Below are 18,786 nucleotides of genomic sequence, written 5' to 3'. Positions count from 1 at the left end.
GCTCGGCGCGGGTCGCGGGGGCGCGGCGTCCCCCGTGCTCGGGGCCGCGCGCGGCGCCGGGGGGGGGGGGCGCCCCCCCCCCCCCCCCCGGGGCGGGGGGGGGGCCGGCCCCCCCCCAACGCTCTCAAAGCCATGCACTTCGGCACGGAGCCAGGACTGGACTCCTGTGCGGGTTACGCGAGTTTGCCCCGGCGTGCGCCTCGATCATGCCGGAAGCCGGAGAGCCCGTCGTGACCCTGGCCCGGTGGCTCGGGCACTCCTCCCCGGTGATCACCCTCGGTTACTATGCTCCCTTCATGCCGGAAGCCGGCAGCAAGGGGCGCGGCACCGTCGACGGTCCGCCGGGGGAGCGCGGAGACCGGCCCGCCGACCGGGACTCCCCGGATTCCCCCCGGCGCCGTTGACCGGTGGACCCCGCCTCCGCGCCCCGGAGAAGCTGTCCGCGAAGGGCAAGGCCGAAGAGAATGGGTGGCCCGGAAAGTGTTGGAAGAGGTCGTAGCGACCCGCTATGTCACGCCCCTGCGTGAAGGCGGCTCGCTCCCCGGGATCGTCGAGGCCGACGATCTCGGCACATACGTCGTGAAGTTCACCGGCGCCGGCCAGGGGCGCAAGACCCTGGTCGCCGAGGTCGTCTGCGGACAGCTCGCCCGCCGGCTCGGGCTGCGGGTGCCGGAACTCGTCGGTGTCCGGGTCGACCCGGTCATCGGGCTCTCCGAACCCGACCAGGAGGTGCAGGAACTGCTCAAGTCGAGCGGCGGGCTCAACCTGGGCATGGACTTCCTGCCGGGTTCGCTGGGCTTCGACCCGCTGGCGTACGAGGTGGATCCCGCGGAGGCGGGCCGGGTCGTCTGGTTCGACGCGGTGATCAACAACGTCGACCGGTCCTGGCGGAACCCGAACATGCTCGTCTGGCACGGCGACCTGTGGCTCATCGACCACGGAGCCACCATGATCTGGCACCACAACTGGCCGGGCGCCGCCGCCTCCGCCGCCAAGGCCTACGACGCCTCCGACCACGCGCTCGCCCCCTTCGGCCCGGACGTCGCCACCGCCGCGGCCGAACTCGCGCCGCTCGTCACCCGCGAGCTCCTCGAGGAGGTCACCGCCGACGTGCCCGACGCGTGGCTCGTCGACGAGCCCGGCTTCGCCGGCCCGGACGAGGTGCGCGCCGCCTACGTCGAGGCGCTGCTGCCCCGCGCCGCGACCATCCACGAGCGGATCACCCTCGGGCCGCGCACCGAGAACCGCCCCCAGCAGCCGCCCGGCTGGCTCGCCGAACGCCTGGCGCCCCGGCCCCGCACCACCGAGAAGGACAGCACCACGTGAGCGACCGCGACGTCTTCGAGTACGCGCTGCTGCGCGTGGTGCCGCGGGTCGAGCGCGGCGAGTGCTTCAACGCGGGCGTGGTCGTCTACTGCCGCGCCCGCTCCTTCGTGGCCGCCCGCACCCATCTGGACGAGGCCAAGCTGGCCGTGCTCGACCCGGCGGCCGACGTGGCCGGCGTCCGGGCGGCGCTGCGCGCGGTCGAGGGGGTCTGCCTGGGCGGGGACGCCGCCGGGCAGGCCGCGCGCGACGACGCCGGGCGCCGTTTCCGCTGGCTGATCGCGCCGCGTTCCACGGTCGTGCAGCCGGGTCCCGTGCACACGGGCCTCACCGCCGATCCCGAGGCCGAGGTGGAGCGCCTGCTCGGCCTGCTGGTGCGCTGAGCGCCCGTCCCGGGCCGGGAGCGGCCGGGACCGCCGGGTGCGCCCGGCCGGGAGTGGCCAGGCGCACCCGGTGGGCCGTTGACACCGGGTGCCAGGGCTTCTAGCGTCTCGTCTGCGGACGATACTAAGCGGTCGCTCATGTGCGGGACGCAGGAGCGGACGCCCGGGTCCGGCCGTCACCAGGGACGATCCAAGGGCGAGGAGAACCAAGCATGTCCACCACCGAGCAGCGCGTAGCCGTCGTCACGGGGGCCGCGCGGGGCATCGGCGCGGCCACCGCGCTCCGCCTCGCGGCCGAGGGCCGCGCCGTCGCCGTACTCGACCTCGACGAGGCGGCCTGCAAGGACACCGTCGAGAAGATCACCGCCGCGGGCGGCACCGCCCTCGCGGTCGGCTGCGACGTCTCCGACAGCGCCCGGGTGGAGGCCGCCGTCGCGCGGGTCGCCGCCGAGCTCGGAGCGCCCACGATCCTCGTCAACAACGCGGGCGTGCTCCGCGACAACCTGCTCTTCAAGATGTCCGAGTCGGACTGGGACCTCGTCATGAACGTGCACCTGAAGGGTGCCTTCCTGATGGCGAAGGCCTGCCAGAAGCACATGGTGGACGCGGGCTTCGGCCGGATCGTCTCCCTCTCCTCCTCCTCGGCGCTCGGCAACCGGGGCCAGGCCAACTACTCGGCCGTCAAGGCCGGTCTGCAGGGCTTCACCAAGACCCTCGCCAAGGAGCTCGGCAAGTTCGGCATCACCGCCAACGCCGTCGCCCCGGGCTTCATCGTCACCGAGATGACCGCGCAGACCGCCGAGCGCGTCGGCATGGGATTCGAGGAGTTCCAGGCCGCCGCCGCCACCATGATCCCGGTGCAGCGGGTCGGCCGCCCCGAGGACGTCGCCAACGCCATCGCGTTCTTCACGGGCGACGACGCCGGCTTCGTGTCCGGTCAGGTCATGTACGTGGCCGGCGGCCCGCTCAACTGACGGCCGGCCGGGAACGGGAGGAGGAGAGCGTGAGCGCACAGGAACGGCCGGAGCTGTCCGGCAGGGTCGCCCTGGTCACCGGGGCGAGCCGGGGCATCGGCTACGGCGTCGCCGAGGCGCTGGTCGCCCGCGGCGACCGGGTCGTCATCACCGGGCGCGGCGAGGAGGCCCTCAAGGAGGCCGTCGAGCGGCTCGGTGCGGACCGGGTGATCGGCGTCCCGGGCAAGGCCCACGACGACGCCCACCGGGCCGTCGCGGTCGAGGCGGCGATGGACGGTTTCGGCCGGCTGGACTTCCTCGTCAACAACGCCGGTACGAATCCGGTCTTCGGCCCCCTCGCGGACCTCGATCTCGACGTGGCCCGCAAGGTGTTCGAGATCAACGTGCTCTCGGCGCTCGGTTTCGCGCAGCGGAGCTGGCACGCCTGGCAGAAGGAGAACGGCGGGGCGATCGTGAACATCGCCTCGATCGCCGGCGTCTCCGCCTCGCCCTTCATCGGGGCGTACGGGATGAGCAAGGCCGCGATGGTCAACCTGACCCTCCAGCTCGCGCACGAATTCGCCCCGGTGGTACGGGTCAACGCGATCGCCCCGGCCGTGGTGAAGACGAAGTTCGCGCAGGCGCTCTACGAGGGCCGCGAGGCGGAGGCGGCCGCCTCGTACCCGCTCGGGCGGCTCGGCGTGCCCGAGGACATCGGCGGCGCGGCGGCCTTCCTCACCTCCTCGCAGTCGGAGTGGATCACCGGCCAGACGCTCGTCGTCGACGGCGGGATTTTCCTGAACGCCGGAGTCGGCTGACCGATAATCGGACAATTTCCGGAATTCATGTCCGGATTGGGCCCGATTCCCCATCGAATGACTCAAGTGCCCCGTCGGGCTCGAACATTGACCTGACGGGGCGCTGCGGTATCGTCGGCCGACCCCAGGCTGAACGAGGAGCGTGCACGTGTTCAACCGGACCAGTCTGCAGGCGGCTGCAGCCCTTGTGTCCATATCCCTGATATCCGGATGCGGTGTCTTCTCCGACAGTGAATCCGCCGGGGACCAGAGGATCGTCATCGGTACGACGAGCTCTCCCTCCACGCTTGATCCAGCCGCATCCTGGGACAACGCGTGGGAAATGTTCCGGAACGTTTTCCAGACCCTGGTGAGTTTTCCGACGGGCAGCACCATTCCGCAGGCGGACGCCGCCGACTGCAAATTCACCGACACCTCCAGCCGGGTCTTCGAGTGCAAGCTCCTGGAGGGCCTGACGTTCTCCAACGGGCACAAACTGGACGCCAAGGCCGTGCAGTACTCGATCGAGCGCATCCGCACGATCAACCACAAGGGCGGCCCCAACGGCATGCTCGGCTCCCTCGACAGGATCGAGACCGTCGGCGACCGCACGGTCGTCTTCCGGCTCAACAAGCCGGACGCCACCTTCCCGTTCGTCCTGGCCACCCCCGCGATGTCCATCGTGGACCCGGCCGACTACCCGGCCGACCGGCTCCGCGCCAAGGACGGCAAGGTCACCGGCTCCGGGCCGTACGTCCTCGACTCGTACTCCGAGCGCAAGACGGCGGAACTGACCAGGAACCCGACGTACAAGGGCTTCGCCGACCGCAAGAACGGCGGCGTGACCATCAAGTACTTCGAGGAGTCCGAGGCGATGGTCACCGCGCTCCGGAAGAAGGAGATCGACGCCACCTACCGCGGCCTCACCGCCGAGGAGGTCGTCTCCCTCCAGGAGGACAAGCCCGAGAACAAGGGCCTGCAGATCGTCGAGTCGACCGGCGCCGACATCCGCTACCTGGTCTTCAACGCCCAGGACCCCACGATCGCCAAGCCCGCCGTCCGCAGGGCCGTCGCCCAGCTCGTCGACCGCGACGAACTGATCAACCGGGTCTACCAGGGCACCGCCGAACCCCTGTACTCCATGGTGCCCAAGGGCGTCGCCGCCCACACCACCAAGTTCTTCGACCACTTCGGCGCGCCGAGCGTCGAGAAGGCCACCAAGCTCCTCCGCGACGCCGGCATCACCGAACCCGTCCCGCTCACCCTCTGGTACACCACCGACCGGTACGGCTCCTCCACGGCCGCCGAGTTCGCCGAACTCAAGCGGCAGCTGGAGCGGTCGGGACTCTTCAAGGTCACCCTGCACGGCAAGCCCTGGACGGAGTACCAGGCGGCCTACCAGAAGGGCGAGTACCCCGTCTTCGGCCGCGGCTGGTTCCCCGACTTCCCGGACCCGGACAACTTCGTCGCGCCCTTCGTCGGCAAGGAGAACGCCCTCGGCACGCCCTACCTCAGCCCCCGGATCACCGACGTGCTGCTCCCCAGGTCCCGCCGCGAGAGCGACCGCGCGACCGTCACGGACGAGTTCGTGGCGGCCCAGGAGATCATGGTCCAGGACGTCCGGCTGCTGCCCCTGTGGCAGGGCAAGCTCTACATCGCGGCCGGCGAGGACATCGGCGGCGGCGAGCGCGCCCTCGACCCGCAGACGGTCATGCAGCTCTGGGAACTGAGCCGACGCGCCAGCTGGTAGGAGAGCCCGCGGGGGGTCACTGTCAGTGGCCCCCGGTAGGTTCTGGGACGTAGACAGGAACGTCCACCGGAGGTTGTTGACCGTGACCGACACCAGCATGCTGCCCGAATCCTGGCGCGGTGTCCTCGGCGAGGAACTGCAGAAGCCGTACTTCGCCCGGCTCGCCGAGTTCGTCGAGGAGGAGCGCGCCAAGGGGCCGGTCTACCCCCCGAAGGACGAGGTCTTCGCCGCCCTCGACGCCACCCCGTACGACAAGGTGAAGGTCCTGATCCTCGGTCAGGACCCCTACCACGGCGAGGGCCAGGGGCACGGCCTCTGCTTCTCGGTCCGCCCCGGCGTGAAGACCCCGCCGTCCCTGCGGAACATCTACAAGGAGATGCACGCCGACCTCGGCCTCCCCGTCCCGGACAACGGCTACCTGATGCCGTGGGCCGAACAGGGCGTCCTCCTGCTCAACGCCGTGCTGACCGTCCGCGCCGGCGAGGCGAACTCGCACAAGGGCAAGGGCTGGGAGAAGTTCACGGACGCGGTGATCACCGCCGTCGCCTCGCGCCCCGACCCGGCCGTCTTCGTCCTCTGGGGCAACTACGCGCAGAAGAAGCTCCCCCTCATCGACGAGGAGCGGCACGCGGTGGTGAAGGGCGCCCACCCCTCGCCCCTGTCGGCGAAGAAGTTCTTCGGATCGCGGCCCTTCACGCAGATCAACGAGGCCGTCGCGGCCCAGGGACACGAGCCGATCGACTGGCGCATTCCGGACCTCGGCTGAGCCTCGGTCCGATCCGGACCGGGTGCGGCTAGCGTCGGTCCTTCCAGTGGTGATCTTGTGGAGGTCGCGGTGACCGGGCAGCAGCAGGCGTCGGACGACGGGGTCATGACCAGCATCGGGCAGGCCCTGATGCTGCTCCACGGCGGCGACCGCGAGGAGGCCCGCAACCGCTTCGCGACGCTGTGGCAGCGGATCGGCCCGGACGGGGACCCCCTGCACCGCTGCACCCTCGCGCACTACATGGCGGACGCCCAGGACGACCCGGAGACCGAGCTGGCCTGGGACCTGCGGGCGCTGAGCGCGGCCGAGAACCTCCCGGAGGAACGGCTCGCCGCCCACGATCCGACGGTCGCGCTCCGGGCGCTGTACCCGTCGCTCCACCTCAACCTCGCCGCCGACTACGCCAAGCTCGGCAGGCCCGACGCCGCCCGCGCCCATCTGGACCGGGCGCGGGCGGCGTCGGACCACCTGGACGACGACGGTTACGGGAACGGGGTACGGGCCGCGATCGAGCGCCTGGAGCTGCGCCTGCGGGAGGAGTGAGCCGGCGGAACGGGACCCGGCCGTTCCGGGCCCTTCCCGGGGACGGCCCCCGGCCAGTGCGGTCGCCTTGGAGCCGCGGGGGACCGTTGCCCCGTCTGTGACGGAGTGGGGGCGCGGGCCGGCGGGTCGGGCACGCTCCGTACCATCCACAGGTGATCAACCCGTTCTTCCACACACCCGGACGCCGCTTCCTCACCCTGGCCGTGCTGGCCGGCGTTGTCGCCTTCGGGTGGTACGCCGTTCAGCCGGTCTATCCACGCTGCACGACCTACGCAGTCGGCTCGGGGGGCCTCGTGTCCGCCGGCACCTCGGCGGAAGAGAGGGAAGCCGTAGCCAGGCAGGCTTACGAGGACGCCTTGGCCGACGGCGCGTGCGGACCATCACACGCCCGGTTCCGGGACTGGATCGGCTGACCTGAGCCCACATCTCCGACGCGCTGCGTCCCTTGCCGCCGTTGCGGGGGCCTCGGGCCGCCACTGCCCCCGCCCGGGCCCGAGCCGAGGGACCGATCGTCGTTCTCGGTCCCTCGACATCTGAGCCGTAGGCGGTGACGGGGCAGATCACGTGACGGGGAAGGGCCGGCCTTCCCGCGCCGGACACGAGTCCGTCACAACGACGACCGGTTCACCGGCGCAAGGGCCCGGCTGCCCGGGACGCCGCCGGTCAGCACCCGCAGCACCTCCTCGTACGCCTCCCGGGCGAACAGGCACAGGGCCAGGACGAAGTACACGACCAGCCGAACCGGCAGGAGTCGGCGCCGCTCGGCCCGGTCGTGCTTGGCCATCGCCGCGTCGACCAGCTCGGCCGTGAACACCTTCGCCGGAATCCCGATCCGCACCCGCCGGCCCGCGCCCCACCCCCGTCACACGCGGGGCAACGATCCCCGCACCCCAAAGGCAACCGCATCGGCCGCCTCCGGCCCTCGGGGGACGTGCTCCCGTGCCTCACCGGCCGTGTGACGCCCCGGCTTCACCGGCCCGGCCGTGGACGCCTCCGGCTCACCGGCCGTACCCGCCGGGGCTCACCGGCCGTGGAGGTCCAGGCAGATCCTCGACGGGTCGCCGCCGGGCCTCCGGCCGCCGTACCGGTCGCCCGGTGTACAGAGACCGGGCCGGGCCGTCCGACCCGGGAGGTCCGTCCGTCCCGGGAGGTCCGTCCGTCCCGGGAGGGCGGGCAGCCCCTGGAGGCCCGGAAGGACCGGCCGGTCCGACAGATTCGGCAGGACCGGCAGGTCCGGACGGGGCGCGGGACGCGGGTGCTCGCGCTGTCTCGGTACGACGCCGGGGCGGGACGCCTCCCGGTCCGGCGCGGCCGCCGCACGCCGCCGTTCCCCGGACCCCGGGGCCGGACGGGGCGCGACGGACGGCGGGGGAGCGGGGAGCGCCGCTTCGAGGGCCTCCCGGGCCGGGCCCGCGAGGATCTGCGGGGCCACGGCCCCGCCGGGACGTAAGGTCTCCGCCGGAGCGGTGACGGGGACGGGCGCCGTCGTCGGAGCGGCCACCGAGACGCAGCCCGTCAGTGCGGCCACCGCCGCTCCGGCCAGGATCTTCGCTGTGGTTCGGGTTCCATGCACCCGCGTCACTCTGCTGCTCCGGCGGGGACTTCGCGCCCCTACCGGCGGGGAATGCCCCGCACGGGTGAGCCGCGCGACGTCCGCCTTTGACCCGTCGCCGGACCCGCCGCCCGGCCCCGGGCCCGCCGCCGGCCCCGGACCCGCCGCCCGGCCCCGGACCCGCCGCCCGGCCCCGGGCCCGCCGCCGGGTCCGGGGCCGGGCGGGGCGCCGGTGCGGGCCGGCGCCTCGGCTCAGTCGCCGGTCGCGCCGTCGATCCGCTCCCGGAGCAGGTCCGCGTGGCCGTTGTGACGGGCGTACTCCTCGATCATGTGGAGGTAGATCCACCGGAGGTTGAACTTCTTCCCCGTGCGGTGCTCGCCCGCGCCCAGGTCGTCCAGCTCCCGGTCGGCGGCCAGGGCGCGCGCGCGGGCGATCTCGGCCTGCCAGGCCGCGTGGGCCTCCTCGTAGGTGTCCCCGTCCGTGACGTGGATGTCCCGGTCCTCGTCCTCCTCGGTCATGTAGAGGTCCCCCACGTCCTCGCCGGCCAGGATGCGGCGGAACCAGTGGCGTTCGACCTCGGCCATGTGCCGGGCCAGACCCAGCAGGCTGAGGTCGGAGGGCGGGACGGACGGGGTGCGCAGCCGGACGTCGTCCAGCCCCTCGCACTTCCTCGCGAGGGTCGCGCGATGGAAGTCGAGCCACTGCTCCAGGGCTTCGCGTTCGCCCGTGGTGGTGCCCGGGGAGACGCGCGGGACGGTTTCGGTGTGATCGCTGGTCATGTGCGGCATCGTCCCCCACGGTTCCGGACGGTGCCAGTGATTTCGGCGGCGCCCGGCTCCGGCCCGGCTCCGGTCCCGCCCCGCGTAAGCTGACCGGCGCGAACGGCCCGTACGGCCGGGACCGGCGAACGACGACAAGGGAGAACCAGTGAAGGTTGGCTGCATCGGACTCGGCGACATCGCGCAGAAGGCCTACCTTCCCGTCCTCGCCACCCTCCCCGGCGTCGAACTGCACCTGCAGACCCGCACTCCCGCCACCCTGGAGCGGGTGGCCGACACCCTGCACCTGCCCGCCGGCCGGCGCCACCGGGACCTCGGTTCGCTGCTCTCCGCCGGACTCGACGCGGCCTTCGTGCACGCGTCCACCGCCGCCCACGCCGAGATCGCCGAACGGCTCATCGGGGCCGGAGTCCCCACGTACGTCGACAAGCCCCTCGCGTACGAGTACGCCGACTCCGAGCGGATCGTGGAACTGGCCGAGAAGCGTTCGGTCGCCCTCGCCGTCGGCTTCAACCGGCGCCTCGCCCCCGCCTACGCCCAGTGCCTCGACCACCCGCGCGAACTGATCCTGCTTCAGAAGAACCGGGTCGGCCTGCCCGAGGACCCCCGGACGCTCGTCCTCGACGACTTCATCCACGTCGTCGACACCCTGCGCTTCCTCCTGCCGGGCGAGATCGACCACGTCGACGTGCGGACCCGGGTCCGCGACGGGCTCATGCACCACGTGGTGCTCCAGCTCTCCGGCGACGGCTTCACCGCCATCGGCATGATGAACCGGATGAACGGTTCCACCGAGGAGGTCCTGGAGGTCTCCGGCCAGAACACCAAGCGGCAGGTCCTCAACCTCTCGGACGTCGTCGACCACAAGGGCCAGCCGACGCTGCGCCGGCGCGGGGACTGGGTGCCCGTGGCCCGTCAGCGCGGCATCGAACAGGCGGTGCTCGCCTTCCTCGACGCCGTGCGCGAGGGCCGCGTGCTCAGCGCCCGCGACGCCCTGCTCACCCACGAACTGTGCGAGCGCGTCGTCCGCGAGGCCCTGATCCAGTCGTCCTGATTCAGTCGTCCTGATCCGGTTGTCCTGAGGCGGGCGCCGTTCCGGCCCGGGGTCCTGCCCCGATCGTTCCCACGGGCCTGCCGGCCACGGCTGCGCCCCGGCCCGGCGGGCGGGCCGGGAGCACGGCCGGCGCGACCGGCCGCCGGGGTCAGCTCAGGGAGGTGAAGACCTGCCAGCCGCCCTCGCCCACGGTGACCGGGGCGGTGTCGGTCAGCTGTCCGCTCGGCCTGACCCCGGTCGGGTGGAAGAGGAGGTTCTCCGCGCCGGTCGCCGTCGACGCGGTGGTCCACATGTCGGGGGTGTCGTCACCGCTGGCGTCGGCGGTGCCCGCCGGCAGCCGGCGGTTCGCGGTGCCGTAGCCGTAGTTCAGGGCCTCGTCGAAGGCGTTCGCCTCGTGCTGTGCGCCCGGGGAGACGATCGCGGCGGGCTCGTTGCGGCGGGGGCAGTGGGCGTGGGAGCCCCGTGGGCCGCCCGCTTCACCGCGGACGTTCCAGCTGATGACCCGCAGTTCTTCGATCGCGTTGGTCGTCGTCCGCTCCTCGGCCCGCGTCTGAGGAGCGGAGAGCAGGGCGGCGGCCATCGCCCCCGCGGCGAGGAGTCCGCCGGTGGCCCGGCGGAGTTTCGGGGCAGGGTGTCGCATGAGTGTCCCGGGGGTCGAGTGGGAGTGACGCCCCGGATGCTCTCAGGTGTCTCGAATGGCTGTGCGCACATGCGGGTGGAACGAGACACGGTGCGGTACGCGGACACCCCGCTCCCGGCCGGGAGCGGGGCCCCCGAAGGGCACGGCCCCCAGGGCGCCCCGGCCGCCGCACGCGCGTGGGGGAGTGGGAGAAGAGTGGGAGACGACCATCTCCGCCGGGCTCGCCCGTGCGCTGTTCGGCTCCGGTGACCTCCGGCGGGATGCGCCGGACCGGGACCGTCAGCCCGCGGACTCGCCCGCGTGCGGGCTCAGGACCCCCGCGCCGACCAGGGCGAACAGCAGGATGCCGAGCAGGATGCGGTAGATCACGAAGGGCATGAAGCTCTTGGTGGTGATGAACTTCATGAACCAGGCGATCACGGCGTAGCCGACGACGAAGGCGATGATCGTCGCGAAGATCGTCGGGCCCCAGGAGACGTGCCCCTCGCCGGCGTCCTTCAGTTCGAACACGCCCGAGGCGAGGACCGCCGGGATCGCGAGGAGGAAGGAGTAACGGGCCGCCGCCTCGCGGGTGTAGCCCATGAGGAGGCCGCCGGAGATCGTCGCGCCCGAGCGGGAGACGCCGGGGATCAGGGCCATCGCCTGGCAGACGCCGTAGATCAGGCCGTCCTTCACGCCGAGGTCCTTGAGCGTCTTGCGCTCGCGGGGCACCCGGTGACGGCCGCCGATCTCGTCCCGGGCGGCCAGCCGGTCCGCGACGCCGAGGACGACGCCCATGACGATCAGGGTGGTGGCGATGAGACGCAGGTCGCGGAACGGGCCCTCGATCTGGTCCTTGAGCGTGATGCCGAGGACGCCGATCGGGATCGAGCCGACGATCACCAGCCAGCCCATCTGGGCGTCGTGGTCCGCGCGCATCGACTTGTCGGTGAGGGAACGGAACCAGGCCGAGACGATCCGGGCGATGTCCTCGCGGAAGTAGATGAGGACCGCGGTCTCCGTGCCGATCTGGGTGATCGCGGTGAACGCCGCGCCCGGGTCGTGCCATCCGGCGAACGCCGCGGTGAGGCGGAGGTGCGCGCTGGAGGAGATGGGAAGGAACTCCGTCAACCCCTGGACGAGTCCGAGGATGAACGATTCGAACCAACTCATGGGGCTAGGGCCGTCCCGTTATGTACGTGTGTGGTCAGAAGGTCGTGCGCAGCGTACCTCCCCAAGATGACGGGACACCCTGGAGGACGTGTCCGCGAACCGGCGCCCCGCCGGACGTTCGGGGCCGCCCGCCCGGATGCCGCCCCGTCCTCAGCGGGCGGCGCCCACCGGTTCCGGTTCCGGAGCGGCGTCCGGGACGGGGGCCGGGGCCCGCAGGCCGTGCCGTTTGCGCCAGGCCACCACGGCCGCGGCGAGTCCCGACACGACGATGAAACCGGCCGAGAGGAGGAAGGCCGGAGAACCGGGCGAACCGGCCCGGGCACCCGCCACCACGTACGCCGCCGTGTTCGGGACCGTGCCGAGCGCCGTCGCCACGAGGAACGGCACGTACCCCATCCGGGAGACCGCCGCGCAGTAGTTGGCCGCCGCGAACGGCACCCCGGGGAACAGCCGGATCGCCAGCATCGAACGGAACCCGTGCCGGCTCAGCTGCCCGTCCGCCGCCGTCAGCCAGCGGCCCCGCACCAGCGGCCGCAGCGCGTCCCGCCCCAGGCAGCGGCCGAGGGTGAACGAGATCCCGGCGCCGAGCACCGTCCCCGCGACCGCCCCCGTCAGACCGGCGGCCTGGCCGAAGAGCGCGCCCGCCGCCAGGTTCAGGACCGGACGCGGCACGAAGGCCGCCGTGCACACCCCGTACGCCAGGCCGAAGAGCAGCACCGCGTCCGCGCCGTCCGCGCGCGGTGGCCAGCCCGAGGCCAGCAGGCGCTGCGGCTGGTAGAGCACCACGAGGGTGGCCGCCGTGAGCAGGAGCAGCGCGAGCACCGAGAGGCGCGAACGGGGGGAGAGGAGGGCCCGGGAGCAGCGGAGGGCGAGGGAGCCCGGCGGCCGGGGCGCGGGAGCGAGCATCCGGGGAGGGTAACGGACGTACGCGCAGGAGCGCCGTAACGCGCGTCATGTCCGTCCGGGCCGGAGCCCGGAACGCGCCGGGGCCGAACGCGCGGCGATCGGCCGGAGCCCGCACGCACGCCGGGACGGCCCCGGCCGGGTCCGCGCCTCCGCCGCCTATCACGGGGACCGGCCCTCCCCCTCCCCGTCCGCGAGGTCCCAAGGACCCCACCCCGCCCGCCGGTCTTCCCAACCACCGGGCCACACTGGGGAGATGACGCGGAAGACGGAAAAGCGGACGGCGCTGGTGCTGGGCGCGGGCGGCATGGTCGGGGCCGCCTGGGAGACCGGCGTGCTGCGGGGACTCCTCGACGCCGGTCTCGACGTGACCGGGGCGGACCTCGTCGTCGGCAGTTCCGCCGGCGCGGTCGTCGGGGCGCGGCTCGGCGCGGCCGGCCTCCCCGCCCTGTACGAACGGGAGCTCGGCGACGAGGACGCGGAACCCGCCGCGAGGCTCGGAATCCCCGTGCTCCTCCGGTACGCCGTCGCCGTCCTGCGGTCCCGCACCCCGGAGGAGTTCGGGCGCAGGCTCGGCCGGCTCGCCCTCGGGACCCGCACCGCGGACGGGACGAGCCACCGTGAGACCGTGGTCCGGCGACTCGGACCGGCCACGGACTGGCCCGCCCGCCCGCTGCTCGTCACCGCCGTCGACGCCTCCACCGGCGAACTCGTCACGTACGACGCGGCCAGTGGCGTCCCGCTGGCCGACGCCGTCACCGCGAGCTGCGCCGTCCCCGGCCTCCGGCCCCCGGCCACCGTCGGCGGACGGCGTCTGATCGACGGCGGCATCCACTCCACGGCCAACGCCCACCTCGCCGCCGGGTACGAGAGGGTCCTCGTCGTCGCGCCCGACGGGCGCGGGAGCAAGGCGATCCCCTCGCCGGACCGGCAGGGCGCCGGACTCGCCGCCGCGGGGGCCCGCGTCGAGGTGATCACCCCCGACGCCGGCTCCCGCGCGGCCCTCGGACGCAATCCGCTGGACCCCGCCCACCGAGCCGCCGCGGCCCGCGCCGGACGCGCCCAGGCCGCCCGCCACGCGGAGGACGTCGCCGCCGTCTGGAACGGCTGACCCGGGCCCGCCCGGGCGGGCCTCCGGCGGCCGGCCGGCCCGCCCGCCCGTCACAATGGGAACGTGAACGAGCACATCCCCGTCCTGCGCGAGGTCGACCACGGCACCGCGCGCCTCATGCCCGACGTGGACCGGGAGCGGGCCTGGCTCCTGACGGTCGACGGCGCGCCCCAGTCGTACGTGGACCTGGACGATCCGGCGCACCTGGAGTTCGAGTACGCGCGCCGGCTCGCCCACGTCGTGGACGGCGCGGCGGACGAGGGCGAGCCGCTGGACGTCCTGCACCTGGGCGGCGGGGCGCTCTCCCTGCCCCGGTACGTCGCCGTCACCCGGCCCGGCTCGCGGCAGGACGTGGTCGAGGCGGACCGGGGGCTGCTCGCGCTGGTCGCGGAGCACCTGCCGCTGCCCGGGGGATCGGGGATCACCGTGCACGGCGCGGACGCCCGGCGCTGGCTCGAAGCGGCTCCCGCCGCGTCGGCGGACCTGATCGTGGGGGACGTCTTCGGCGGCTCGCGCGTGCCCGCCCACCTCACCTCCGTCGAGTACGCGCGCGAGGTCGGGCGCGTACTGCGGCCCGGCGGGGTCTACGCCGCCAACCTGGCCGACGGCGCGCCCTTCGCCTTCCTCCGTTCCCAGCTCGCCACCTTCGCCACCGTCCTCCCCCGGCTGGCGCTCGTCGCCGAGCCCGCCGTGCTGCGCGGGCGCCGCTTCGGGAACGCGGTCCTGGTCGCCTCGGCCCGCGAGATCGACACCGCGCGCCTGGCGCGCAGGGCCGCGGCGGACGTCTTTCCCGCGCGGGTGGAGCACGGCGACGCGCTCGACCGGTTCACCGGCGACGCGGAACCGGTCCGGGACGCCGGGGCCGTCCCGTCACCCGTTCCCCCCGAGGGGGCCTTCGGCATCGGCTGAGGCGGGCCGCGAAGCCATGACGGGCCCCGGGGCGGGTACGGAGCCCGGGGCGGGCACGGGGTCGGGGGCGGGCACGGAGCCCTGGACCGCGAGTGCCGGCGCGCCCGGGGCCTTCGCGGCGTGCGGGCGGCGGGTCAGGTTCCGCACGTCCGGCACGAACAGGACGAGGGCGGTGACGAGGACCATCAGCGCCGCCGAGCCCCACAGCGCCCCGCTCCGGCCGAACGCGCCCTCCGCCGGGCCCGCGAGCGCCGTGGTCAGCGGCAGCAGGGCCGTCGAGCCGAACCAGTCGTAGGCGGAGACCCGGGACAGCTTCTCCTCGGGGATCTCCTGGTGCATCGTCGTCATCCACGAGACCCCGAAGACCTCGATCGCCACGCCGCTCACGAACATCGCGGCCGTCAGGCCGGCCGGGGACAGCGGCACCGCGAGCGCCGCCGAGGGCAGCGCGATCGGGAAGACGCAGAGCGTCCCCACGAACAGCATCCGGCGCGGCTTCCACCGGGTCATCAGGACCGCGCCGGCGACCGTCCCCGCTCCGTACGCGGCGAGCGCGAAGCCCCAGGGGCGCGCGCCGCCCAGCTGCTCCCGGGCGACCATCGGCCCGTACACCGACTCGACCGCGCCGATCAGGCCCACCACCACGGAGAACTGGGCGACGATCGACCACAGCCAGGGCCGGCCGGTGAATTCCCGCCATCCCTCCCGCAGATCGGAGAAGAGGCCGCCGCCGGGGGCGCGCTCGGGGACGCCCTTCACGTCGAGGAAGGCGCGCAGTCCGCCCGCGACGGCGAAGGCGACGGCGTCGACCGCGAGGACCCAGCCCGGTCCGACGAAGGCGACGAGCGCGCCGCCGAGCGCGGCGCCGCCGATGGAGGCGCCGTGCATCGCCATCCGGAAGACGGCGAACGCCCGGCTCGCCTGCTCTCCGTCGACGGTGGACATGAGCATGCCCTCGGCCGCCGGGTTGAAGAACGCCTGGCCGGTGCCGCACAGCGCGGTGAGCACCATCATCTGCCAGACGCGGGCCTCGCCGGAGAGGACGAGGACGGCGAAGACGGCCTGCGACACGCAGTTGAGGACGTTGGCGGCGACCATCACCCGGTGCCGGGGCAGCCGGTCGGCGACGGCGCCGCCGACGAGCAGGAAGAGGACGAGCGGCAGGAAGCGCGCCGTCGCCACGAGGCCCACGTCCCCCGCGTCGCCGCCGGAGTCGAAGACCGCCCAGGTGGTGGCGATCAGCGCGCCGTGCGTGCCGAGGTTGGTCACGACCGTGGCGGCGGTCAGCAGGAGGTAGTTGCGGCCGGCCCACTCGGGGCGGCGGGAGCGCAGCGGTGAGGGACCGGGGGAGGGGGTGGATGACGTCACCCCGGGACTATCCCCGGCCCCTCACCGCCGTGCCAAACGGTTATGCGGACGGAACGCCGCCGGGGCGCGGCCCCCGGGAGGGCCGCCCCGGCGGTCGCGGCGGCCGGGAGCGTCCGGCGGTCAGGAGCTCTCGGCGAGCCGGACCGTGGAGAGGATCTTCTGGATCGTGGCGTCCGGCAGCTCGTCGCCGACGCCGTCGGCCGCGTTGAGGACCCAGCTCGAGAAATCGCCCTTGGCGTTCTTGAACGAGAAGGCGATCGCCTTGCCGTCCGACTCGCACTTGTTGCGCTTCTTGACGTTCGGTGCCGTCGCCGTCGACAGACTGCCGGTGAGGCCGGAGGCCGTCGTGTACGGAACGGCCTTCGTGATCTTGATGGTGCTCTTCGGCATGTGCTGCGCGTAGCCGCCCCAGACCCACGTGCCGGCCTCGCTGTACGCGGCCTCGCCGGTGTTCTTGGCGCCCTGGCCGCCCTTGGTGCCGGCCGACGCCAGGCTCCAGCTCTCCTCGTGGCCGTCCTTGTTGGTGTCGTAGGTGCACCACTTGTCCTTGAGGTGCGTGGGCCCCGACATGGTGACGAGCGGGCTGCCGTCGCCCTTCGCCTCGTCCTCCAGGAAGCTGATCGTCCCGGGCTTCATGACGTCCCACTCCGGCGGTACGTCGAAGAGGGTCCCGTACTTCGGGTTGTGGACGACCTTCCAGCCGGGGATCGTCGGCTGCCGCGCGGCGCCGTCGCGCGGGTTGTCGAGTTCGGTCGACGGGCTCGGGTCGGCCGACGGGACCGTGGAGGCGGTGGCCGTCGCGGACGGCTTCTTGCCGTCGGCGTGCGGCTTCTCGTCGTCGTTCCCGCCGAGCACGAAGAAGGCGGTGGCGCCGGCCGCGACGACCACGGCGGTCGCGGCGGCGATCACCGCGAGGGTCTTCTTCTTCCCGCCGGGGCCGCCGGGCTGCCCCGGGCCCGGCGCCGCGTACTGCTGCGGCACGGTCGGCTGCTGGTACGGGTTCGGGTACCCCGGCTGCTGGCCGTACCCCTGCTGCGGGTATCCCGGCGGGGCCGGCGGCTGCTGCGCGTAGCCGGGCTGCGCCGGCGGCTGCGGGTACCCGGGCTGGGCCGGCGGCTGCTGGTACGGGTTCGGCTGCTGGTACCCCGGCTGCTGGTAGGGATTCTGACTCTGGTCCTGCGGGTTCTGCTCGCCCCCGGGCGGCTGCTGTCCTGGCCACATGGCCAGTAACCATAGAGGTGCGGCGCCCGTCCGGCCATGTCCGCCCCCGGTCCGGGAGGCGACGGGGGGATGGCCAAGGCTGCTACTCGCGGGTAACATCACGGGCCATGAGCGCAGACCAGAAGTCCGTGGGCGAGATGCTCGCCGCCACGGTCCCCATGGCCGGAACCCTGAACCTGGAGTTCCTGGAGACCACCGCCGAGCGTGCCGTCGTGCGCCTGCCGGACCAGCCCGCCTACCACAACCACGTCGGCGGCCCGCACGCCGGAGCGATGTTCACGCTGGCCGAGTCCGCCAGCGGCGCCATCGTGCTCGCCGCCTTCGGCGACCAGCTGTCCCGCGCGGTCCCGCTCGCCGTCAGGGCCGAGATCGGCTACAAGAAGCTGGCCATGGGCGTCGTCACGGCCACCGCCACCCTGGGCCGCCCCGCCGCCGAGGTCGTCGCCGAGCTGGACGCGGGACAGCGGCCGGAGTTCCCGGTGCGGATCGACATCACCCGCGAGGACGGCGCCGTGACCGGCGAGATGACCGTCGTGTGGACCCTGCGCCCGAACGGCGCCTGACCCGCGTTCCGGCCCGCTGCCCCCGTACCCCTCCGGGCACGGGGGCGGCCGCGTTCCGGGCGGGTCCCGGCGCCAGGACCGGGTCCGGCGGCGAAACCGGGATCGGGGCCGGGTCCGGCGGTGGCCGGGCCGGGGCCCGCGCGGGCCCGACCGGGTAGGCTTCCCCGGCGCGCCCGTCGCGGTGCGCCGGTACCACGGCCCCCGACCACGGGCCGGGTGCGGCAGGCCAGTCGAAACGGGAGGAAGTCGCGGTGCACGTCCAGGAGTGGCTGGAGACGATCCCGCCGATCGCCGTCTACCTCCTCGTGGGGGTGGTGATCGGGCTGGAGAGCCTGGGCATCCCGCTCCCCGGCGAGATCGTCCTCGTCAGCTCGGCGCTGCTCGCCTCGCAGCACGGCGACATCAACCCGTACGTGCTCGGCGCCTGCGCCACCGCCGGCGCGATCGTCGGTGACTCCATCGGCTACGCCATCGGCCGCAAGGGCGGCCGGCCGCTGCTCGCCCGGCTGGAGAAGAAGTTCCCGAAGCACTTCAGCGAGGCCAACGTCGGACTCGCCGAGAAATCCTTCCAGAAGTGGGGCATGTGGGCGGTCTTCTTCGGCCGCTTCATCGCCCTCCTGCGCATCTTCGCCGGACCGCTCGCGGGCGTGCTCCACATGCCGTACTGGAAGTTCCTCGTCGCCAACGTCTTCGGCGGCATCCTGTGGGCCGGCGGCACCACGGCCGTCATCTACTCGGTCGGCGTCGTCGCCGAGGCGTGGCTGAAGCGCTTCTCCTGGCTCGGCCTCGTCCTCGCCGTCCTGATCGGGCTCTCCTCGATGCTGATCATCAAGAACCGCGCCAAGAAGGCGGCCGCGCAGCGGGCCTCCGCCCCCGAGCCGGAGCCGGTCCCGGCGGCGGACTGAACGGCACGGAGCGCCGCACGGGCGGGGGGGCGGGGCGGGGGGGGGGCCCCCCCCCGGCCGCCCCCCCCCCCCCCCCCCCCCCCCCCCGCCCCGGCGCCCCCCCCCCCCCCCCC

General features: G+C 73.5%; 21 protein-coding genes. 13 read left to right on the top strand and 8 right to left on the bottom strand.

The features are described from left to right. Positions 1–480: 480 nt before the first annotated feature. The 8 genes from ACZ3IL_RS23110 (at position 481) to ACZ3IL_RS23075 (ending at position 6,928) form a co-directional block, all read left to right on the top strand. Positions 481–1,326 carry a HipA family kinase gene (locus ACZ3IL_RS23110; protein WP_467392918.1) on the top strand — a complete coding sequence of 282 codons (846 nt, stop codon included), beginning with the start codon at positions 481–483 and terminating at the stop codon, positions 1,324–1,326. Continuing rightward, the gene (locus tag ACZ3IL_RS23105) at positions 1,323–1,706 is read left to right on the top strand and encodes a DUF3037 domain-containing protein (protein ID WP_467392882.1); all 384 of its coding nucleotides are present in this window, start codon (positions 1,323–1,325) and stop codon (positions 1,704–1,706) included. The genes ACZ3IL_RS23110 and ACZ3IL_RS23105 overlap by 4 nt, the downstream gene beginning before the upstream one ends. A 212-nt stretch (positions 1,707–1,918) precedes the next feature. Beyond that, positions 1,919–2,680: a 3-oxoacyl-ACP reductase FabG gene (fabG, locus tag ACZ3IL_RS23100; RefSeq protein ID WP_467392880.1), complete on the top strand. Its 762-nt coding sequence runs from the start codon at positions 1,919–1,921 to the stop codon at positions 2,678–2,680. A gap of 29 nt (positions 2,681–2,709) precedes the next feature. After that, on the top strand, positions 2,710–3,477 hold the full coding sequence (locus ACZ3IL_RS23095; RefSeq protein WP_467392878.1) for an SDR family oxidoreductase: 768 nt from the start codon (positions 2,710–2,712) through the stop codon (positions 3,475–3,477). 148 nt (positions 3,478–3,625) lie between these two features. Continuing rightward, positions 3,626–5,206, top strand: coding sequence for an ABC transporter substrate-binding protein (locus ACZ3IL_RS23090; RefSeq protein WP_467392876.1), 1,581 nt, complete (start codon positions 3,626–3,628; stop codon positions 5,204–5,206). Positions 5,207–5,288: 82 nt separating this feature from the next. Next, positions 5,289–5,972, top strand: coding sequence for a uracil-DNA glycosylase (ung, locus tag ACZ3IL_RS23085; RefSeq protein ID WP_467392874.1), 684 nt, complete (start codon positions 5,289–5,291; stop codon positions 5,970–5,972). Positions 5,973–6,041: 69 nt separating this feature from the next. Next, positions 6,042–6,515, top strand: coding sequence for a hypothetical protein (locus ACZ3IL_RS23080; RefSeq protein WP_467392872.1), 474 nt, complete (start codon positions 6,042–6,044; stop codon positions 6,513–6,515). 152 nt (positions 6,516–6,667) lie between these two features. Continuing rightward, positions 6,668–6,928, top strand: a complete 261-nt coding sequence (locus tag ACZ3IL_RS23075; protein ID WP_467392870.1) for a hypothetical protein — start codon at positions 6,668–6,670, stop codon at positions 6,926–6,928. A 194-nt stretch (positions 6,929–7,122) separates the two neighbouring features. Here ACZ3IL_RS23075 and ACZ3IL_RS23070 read toward each other — a convergent pair whose 3' ends face one another. From ACZ3IL_RS23070 to ACZ3IL_RS23060, 3 genes are all read right to left on the bottom strand, one after another. Further along, positions 7,123–7,353, bottom strand: a complete 231-nt coding sequence (locus ACZ3IL_RS23070) for a transposase domain-containing protein (protein WP_467392868.1) — start codon at positions 7,351–7,353, stop codon at positions 7,123–7,125. 183 nt (positions 7,354–7,536) lie between these two features. Next, on the bottom strand, positions 7,537–8,088 hold the full coding sequence (locus ACZ3IL_RS23065; protein ID WP_467392866.1) for a hypothetical protein: 552 nt from the start codon (positions 8,086–8,088) through the stop codon (positions 7,537–7,539). A 231-nt stretch (positions 8,089–8,319) separates the two neighbouring features. Then, positions 8,320–8,856 carry a DinB family protein gene (locus ACZ3IL_RS23060; RefSeq protein WP_467392864.1) on the bottom strand — a complete coding sequence of 179 codons (537 nt, stop codon included), beginning with the start codon at positions 8,854–8,856 and terminating at the stop codon, positions 8,320–8,322. 139 nt (positions 8,857–8,995) lie between these two features. Between ACZ3IL_RS23060 and ACZ3IL_RS23055 the strand changes: the two genes are divergently transcribed. After that, the gene (locus ACZ3IL_RS23055; protein WP_467392862.1) at positions 8,996–9,901 is read left to right on the top strand and encodes a Gfo/Idh/MocA family protein; all 906 of its coding nucleotides are present in this window, start codon (positions 8,996–8,998) and stop codon (positions 9,899–9,901) included. Between the two features lie 148 nt (positions 9,902–10,049). Here ACZ3IL_RS23055 and ACZ3IL_RS23050 read toward each other — a convergent pair whose 3' ends face one another. From ACZ3IL_RS23050 to ACZ3IL_RS23040, 3 genes are all read right to left on the bottom strand, one after another. After that, positions 10,050–10,541 (bottom strand): hypothetical protein, encoded by a 492-nt coding sequence (locus ACZ3IL_RS23050; RefSeq protein WP_467392860.1) that lies wholly within the window; start codon positions 10,539–10,541, stop codon positions 10,050–10,052. 279 nt (positions 10,542–10,820) lie between these two features. Then, entirely contained in the window at positions 10,821–11,693 is an 873-nt protein-coding gene (locus ACZ3IL_RS23045) for an undecaprenyl-diphosphate phosphatase (RefSeq protein WP_467392858.1), read from the bottom strand. 150 nt (positions 11,694–11,843) lie between these two features. Beyond that, positions 11,844–12,599, bottom strand: coding sequence for a TVP38/TMEM64 family protein (locus ACZ3IL_RS23040; protein WP_467392856.1), 756 nt, complete (start codon positions 12,597–12,599; stop codon positions 11,844–11,846). Positions 12,600–12,852: 253 nt separating this feature from the next. Here ACZ3IL_RS23040 and ACZ3IL_RS23035 point away from each other — a divergent pair, with 253 nt between their 5' ends. Next, positions 12,853–13,707 carry a patatin-like phospholipase family protein gene (locus ACZ3IL_RS23035; protein ID WP_467392855.1) on the top strand — a complete coding sequence of 285 codons (855 nt, stop codon included), beginning with the start codon at positions 12,853–12,855 and terminating at the stop codon, positions 13,705–13,707. 63 nt (positions 13,708–13,770) lie between these two features. Further along, the gene (locus tag ACZ3IL_RS23030; protein ID WP_467392853.1) at positions 13,771–14,616 is read left to right on the top strand and encodes a spermidine synthase; all 846 of its coding nucleotides are present in this window, start codon (positions 13,771–13,773) and stop codon (positions 14,614–14,616) included. Here ACZ3IL_RS23030 and ACZ3IL_RS23025 read toward each other — a convergent pair. Both ACZ3IL_RS23025 and ACZ3IL_RS23020 read right to left on the bottom strand, forming a co-directional pair. Continuing rightward, a complete protein-coding gene (locus ACZ3IL_RS23025) occupies positions 14,578–15,984 on the bottom strand; it encodes an MFS transporter (protein WP_467392851.1) in 1,407 nt (468 codons plus the stop codon). The genes ACZ3IL_RS23030 and ACZ3IL_RS23025 overlap by 39 nt on opposite strands. A 120-nt stretch (positions 15,985–16,104) precedes the next feature. Beyond that, positions 16,105–17,205, bottom strand: coding sequence for a DUF8017 domain-containing protein (locus tag ACZ3IL_RS23020; RefSeq protein WP_467392849.1), 1,101 nt, complete (start codon positions 17,203–17,205; stop codon positions 16,105–16,107). 107 nt (positions 17,206–17,312) lie between these two features. On the opposite strand from ACZ3IL_RS23020, the gene ACZ3IL_RS23015 reads away from it, so the two are divergent. Together ACZ3IL_RS23015 and ACZ3IL_RS23010 are read left to right on the top strand one after the other, a co-directional pair. After that, positions 17,313–17,768, top strand: a complete 456-nt coding sequence (locus ACZ3IL_RS23015; protein WP_467392847.1) for a DUF4442 domain-containing protein — start codon at positions 17,313–17,315, stop codon at positions 17,766–17,768. 251 nt (positions 17,769–18,019) lie between these two features. Next, complete coding sequence (locus ACZ3IL_RS23010) at positions 18,020–18,673, top strand: DedA family protein (RefSeq protein WP_467392845.1); 654 nt, start codon at positions 18,020–18,022, stop codon at positions 18,671–18,673. Positions 18,674–18,786 lie beyond the last annotated feature (113 nt).

Source organism: Streptomyces sp. NPDC014907, from assembly GCF_055562975.1.
The sequence above is the reverse complement of the archived record's forward strand: the minus strand, read 5'-3'. Positions and strand labels throughout refer to the sequence as shown.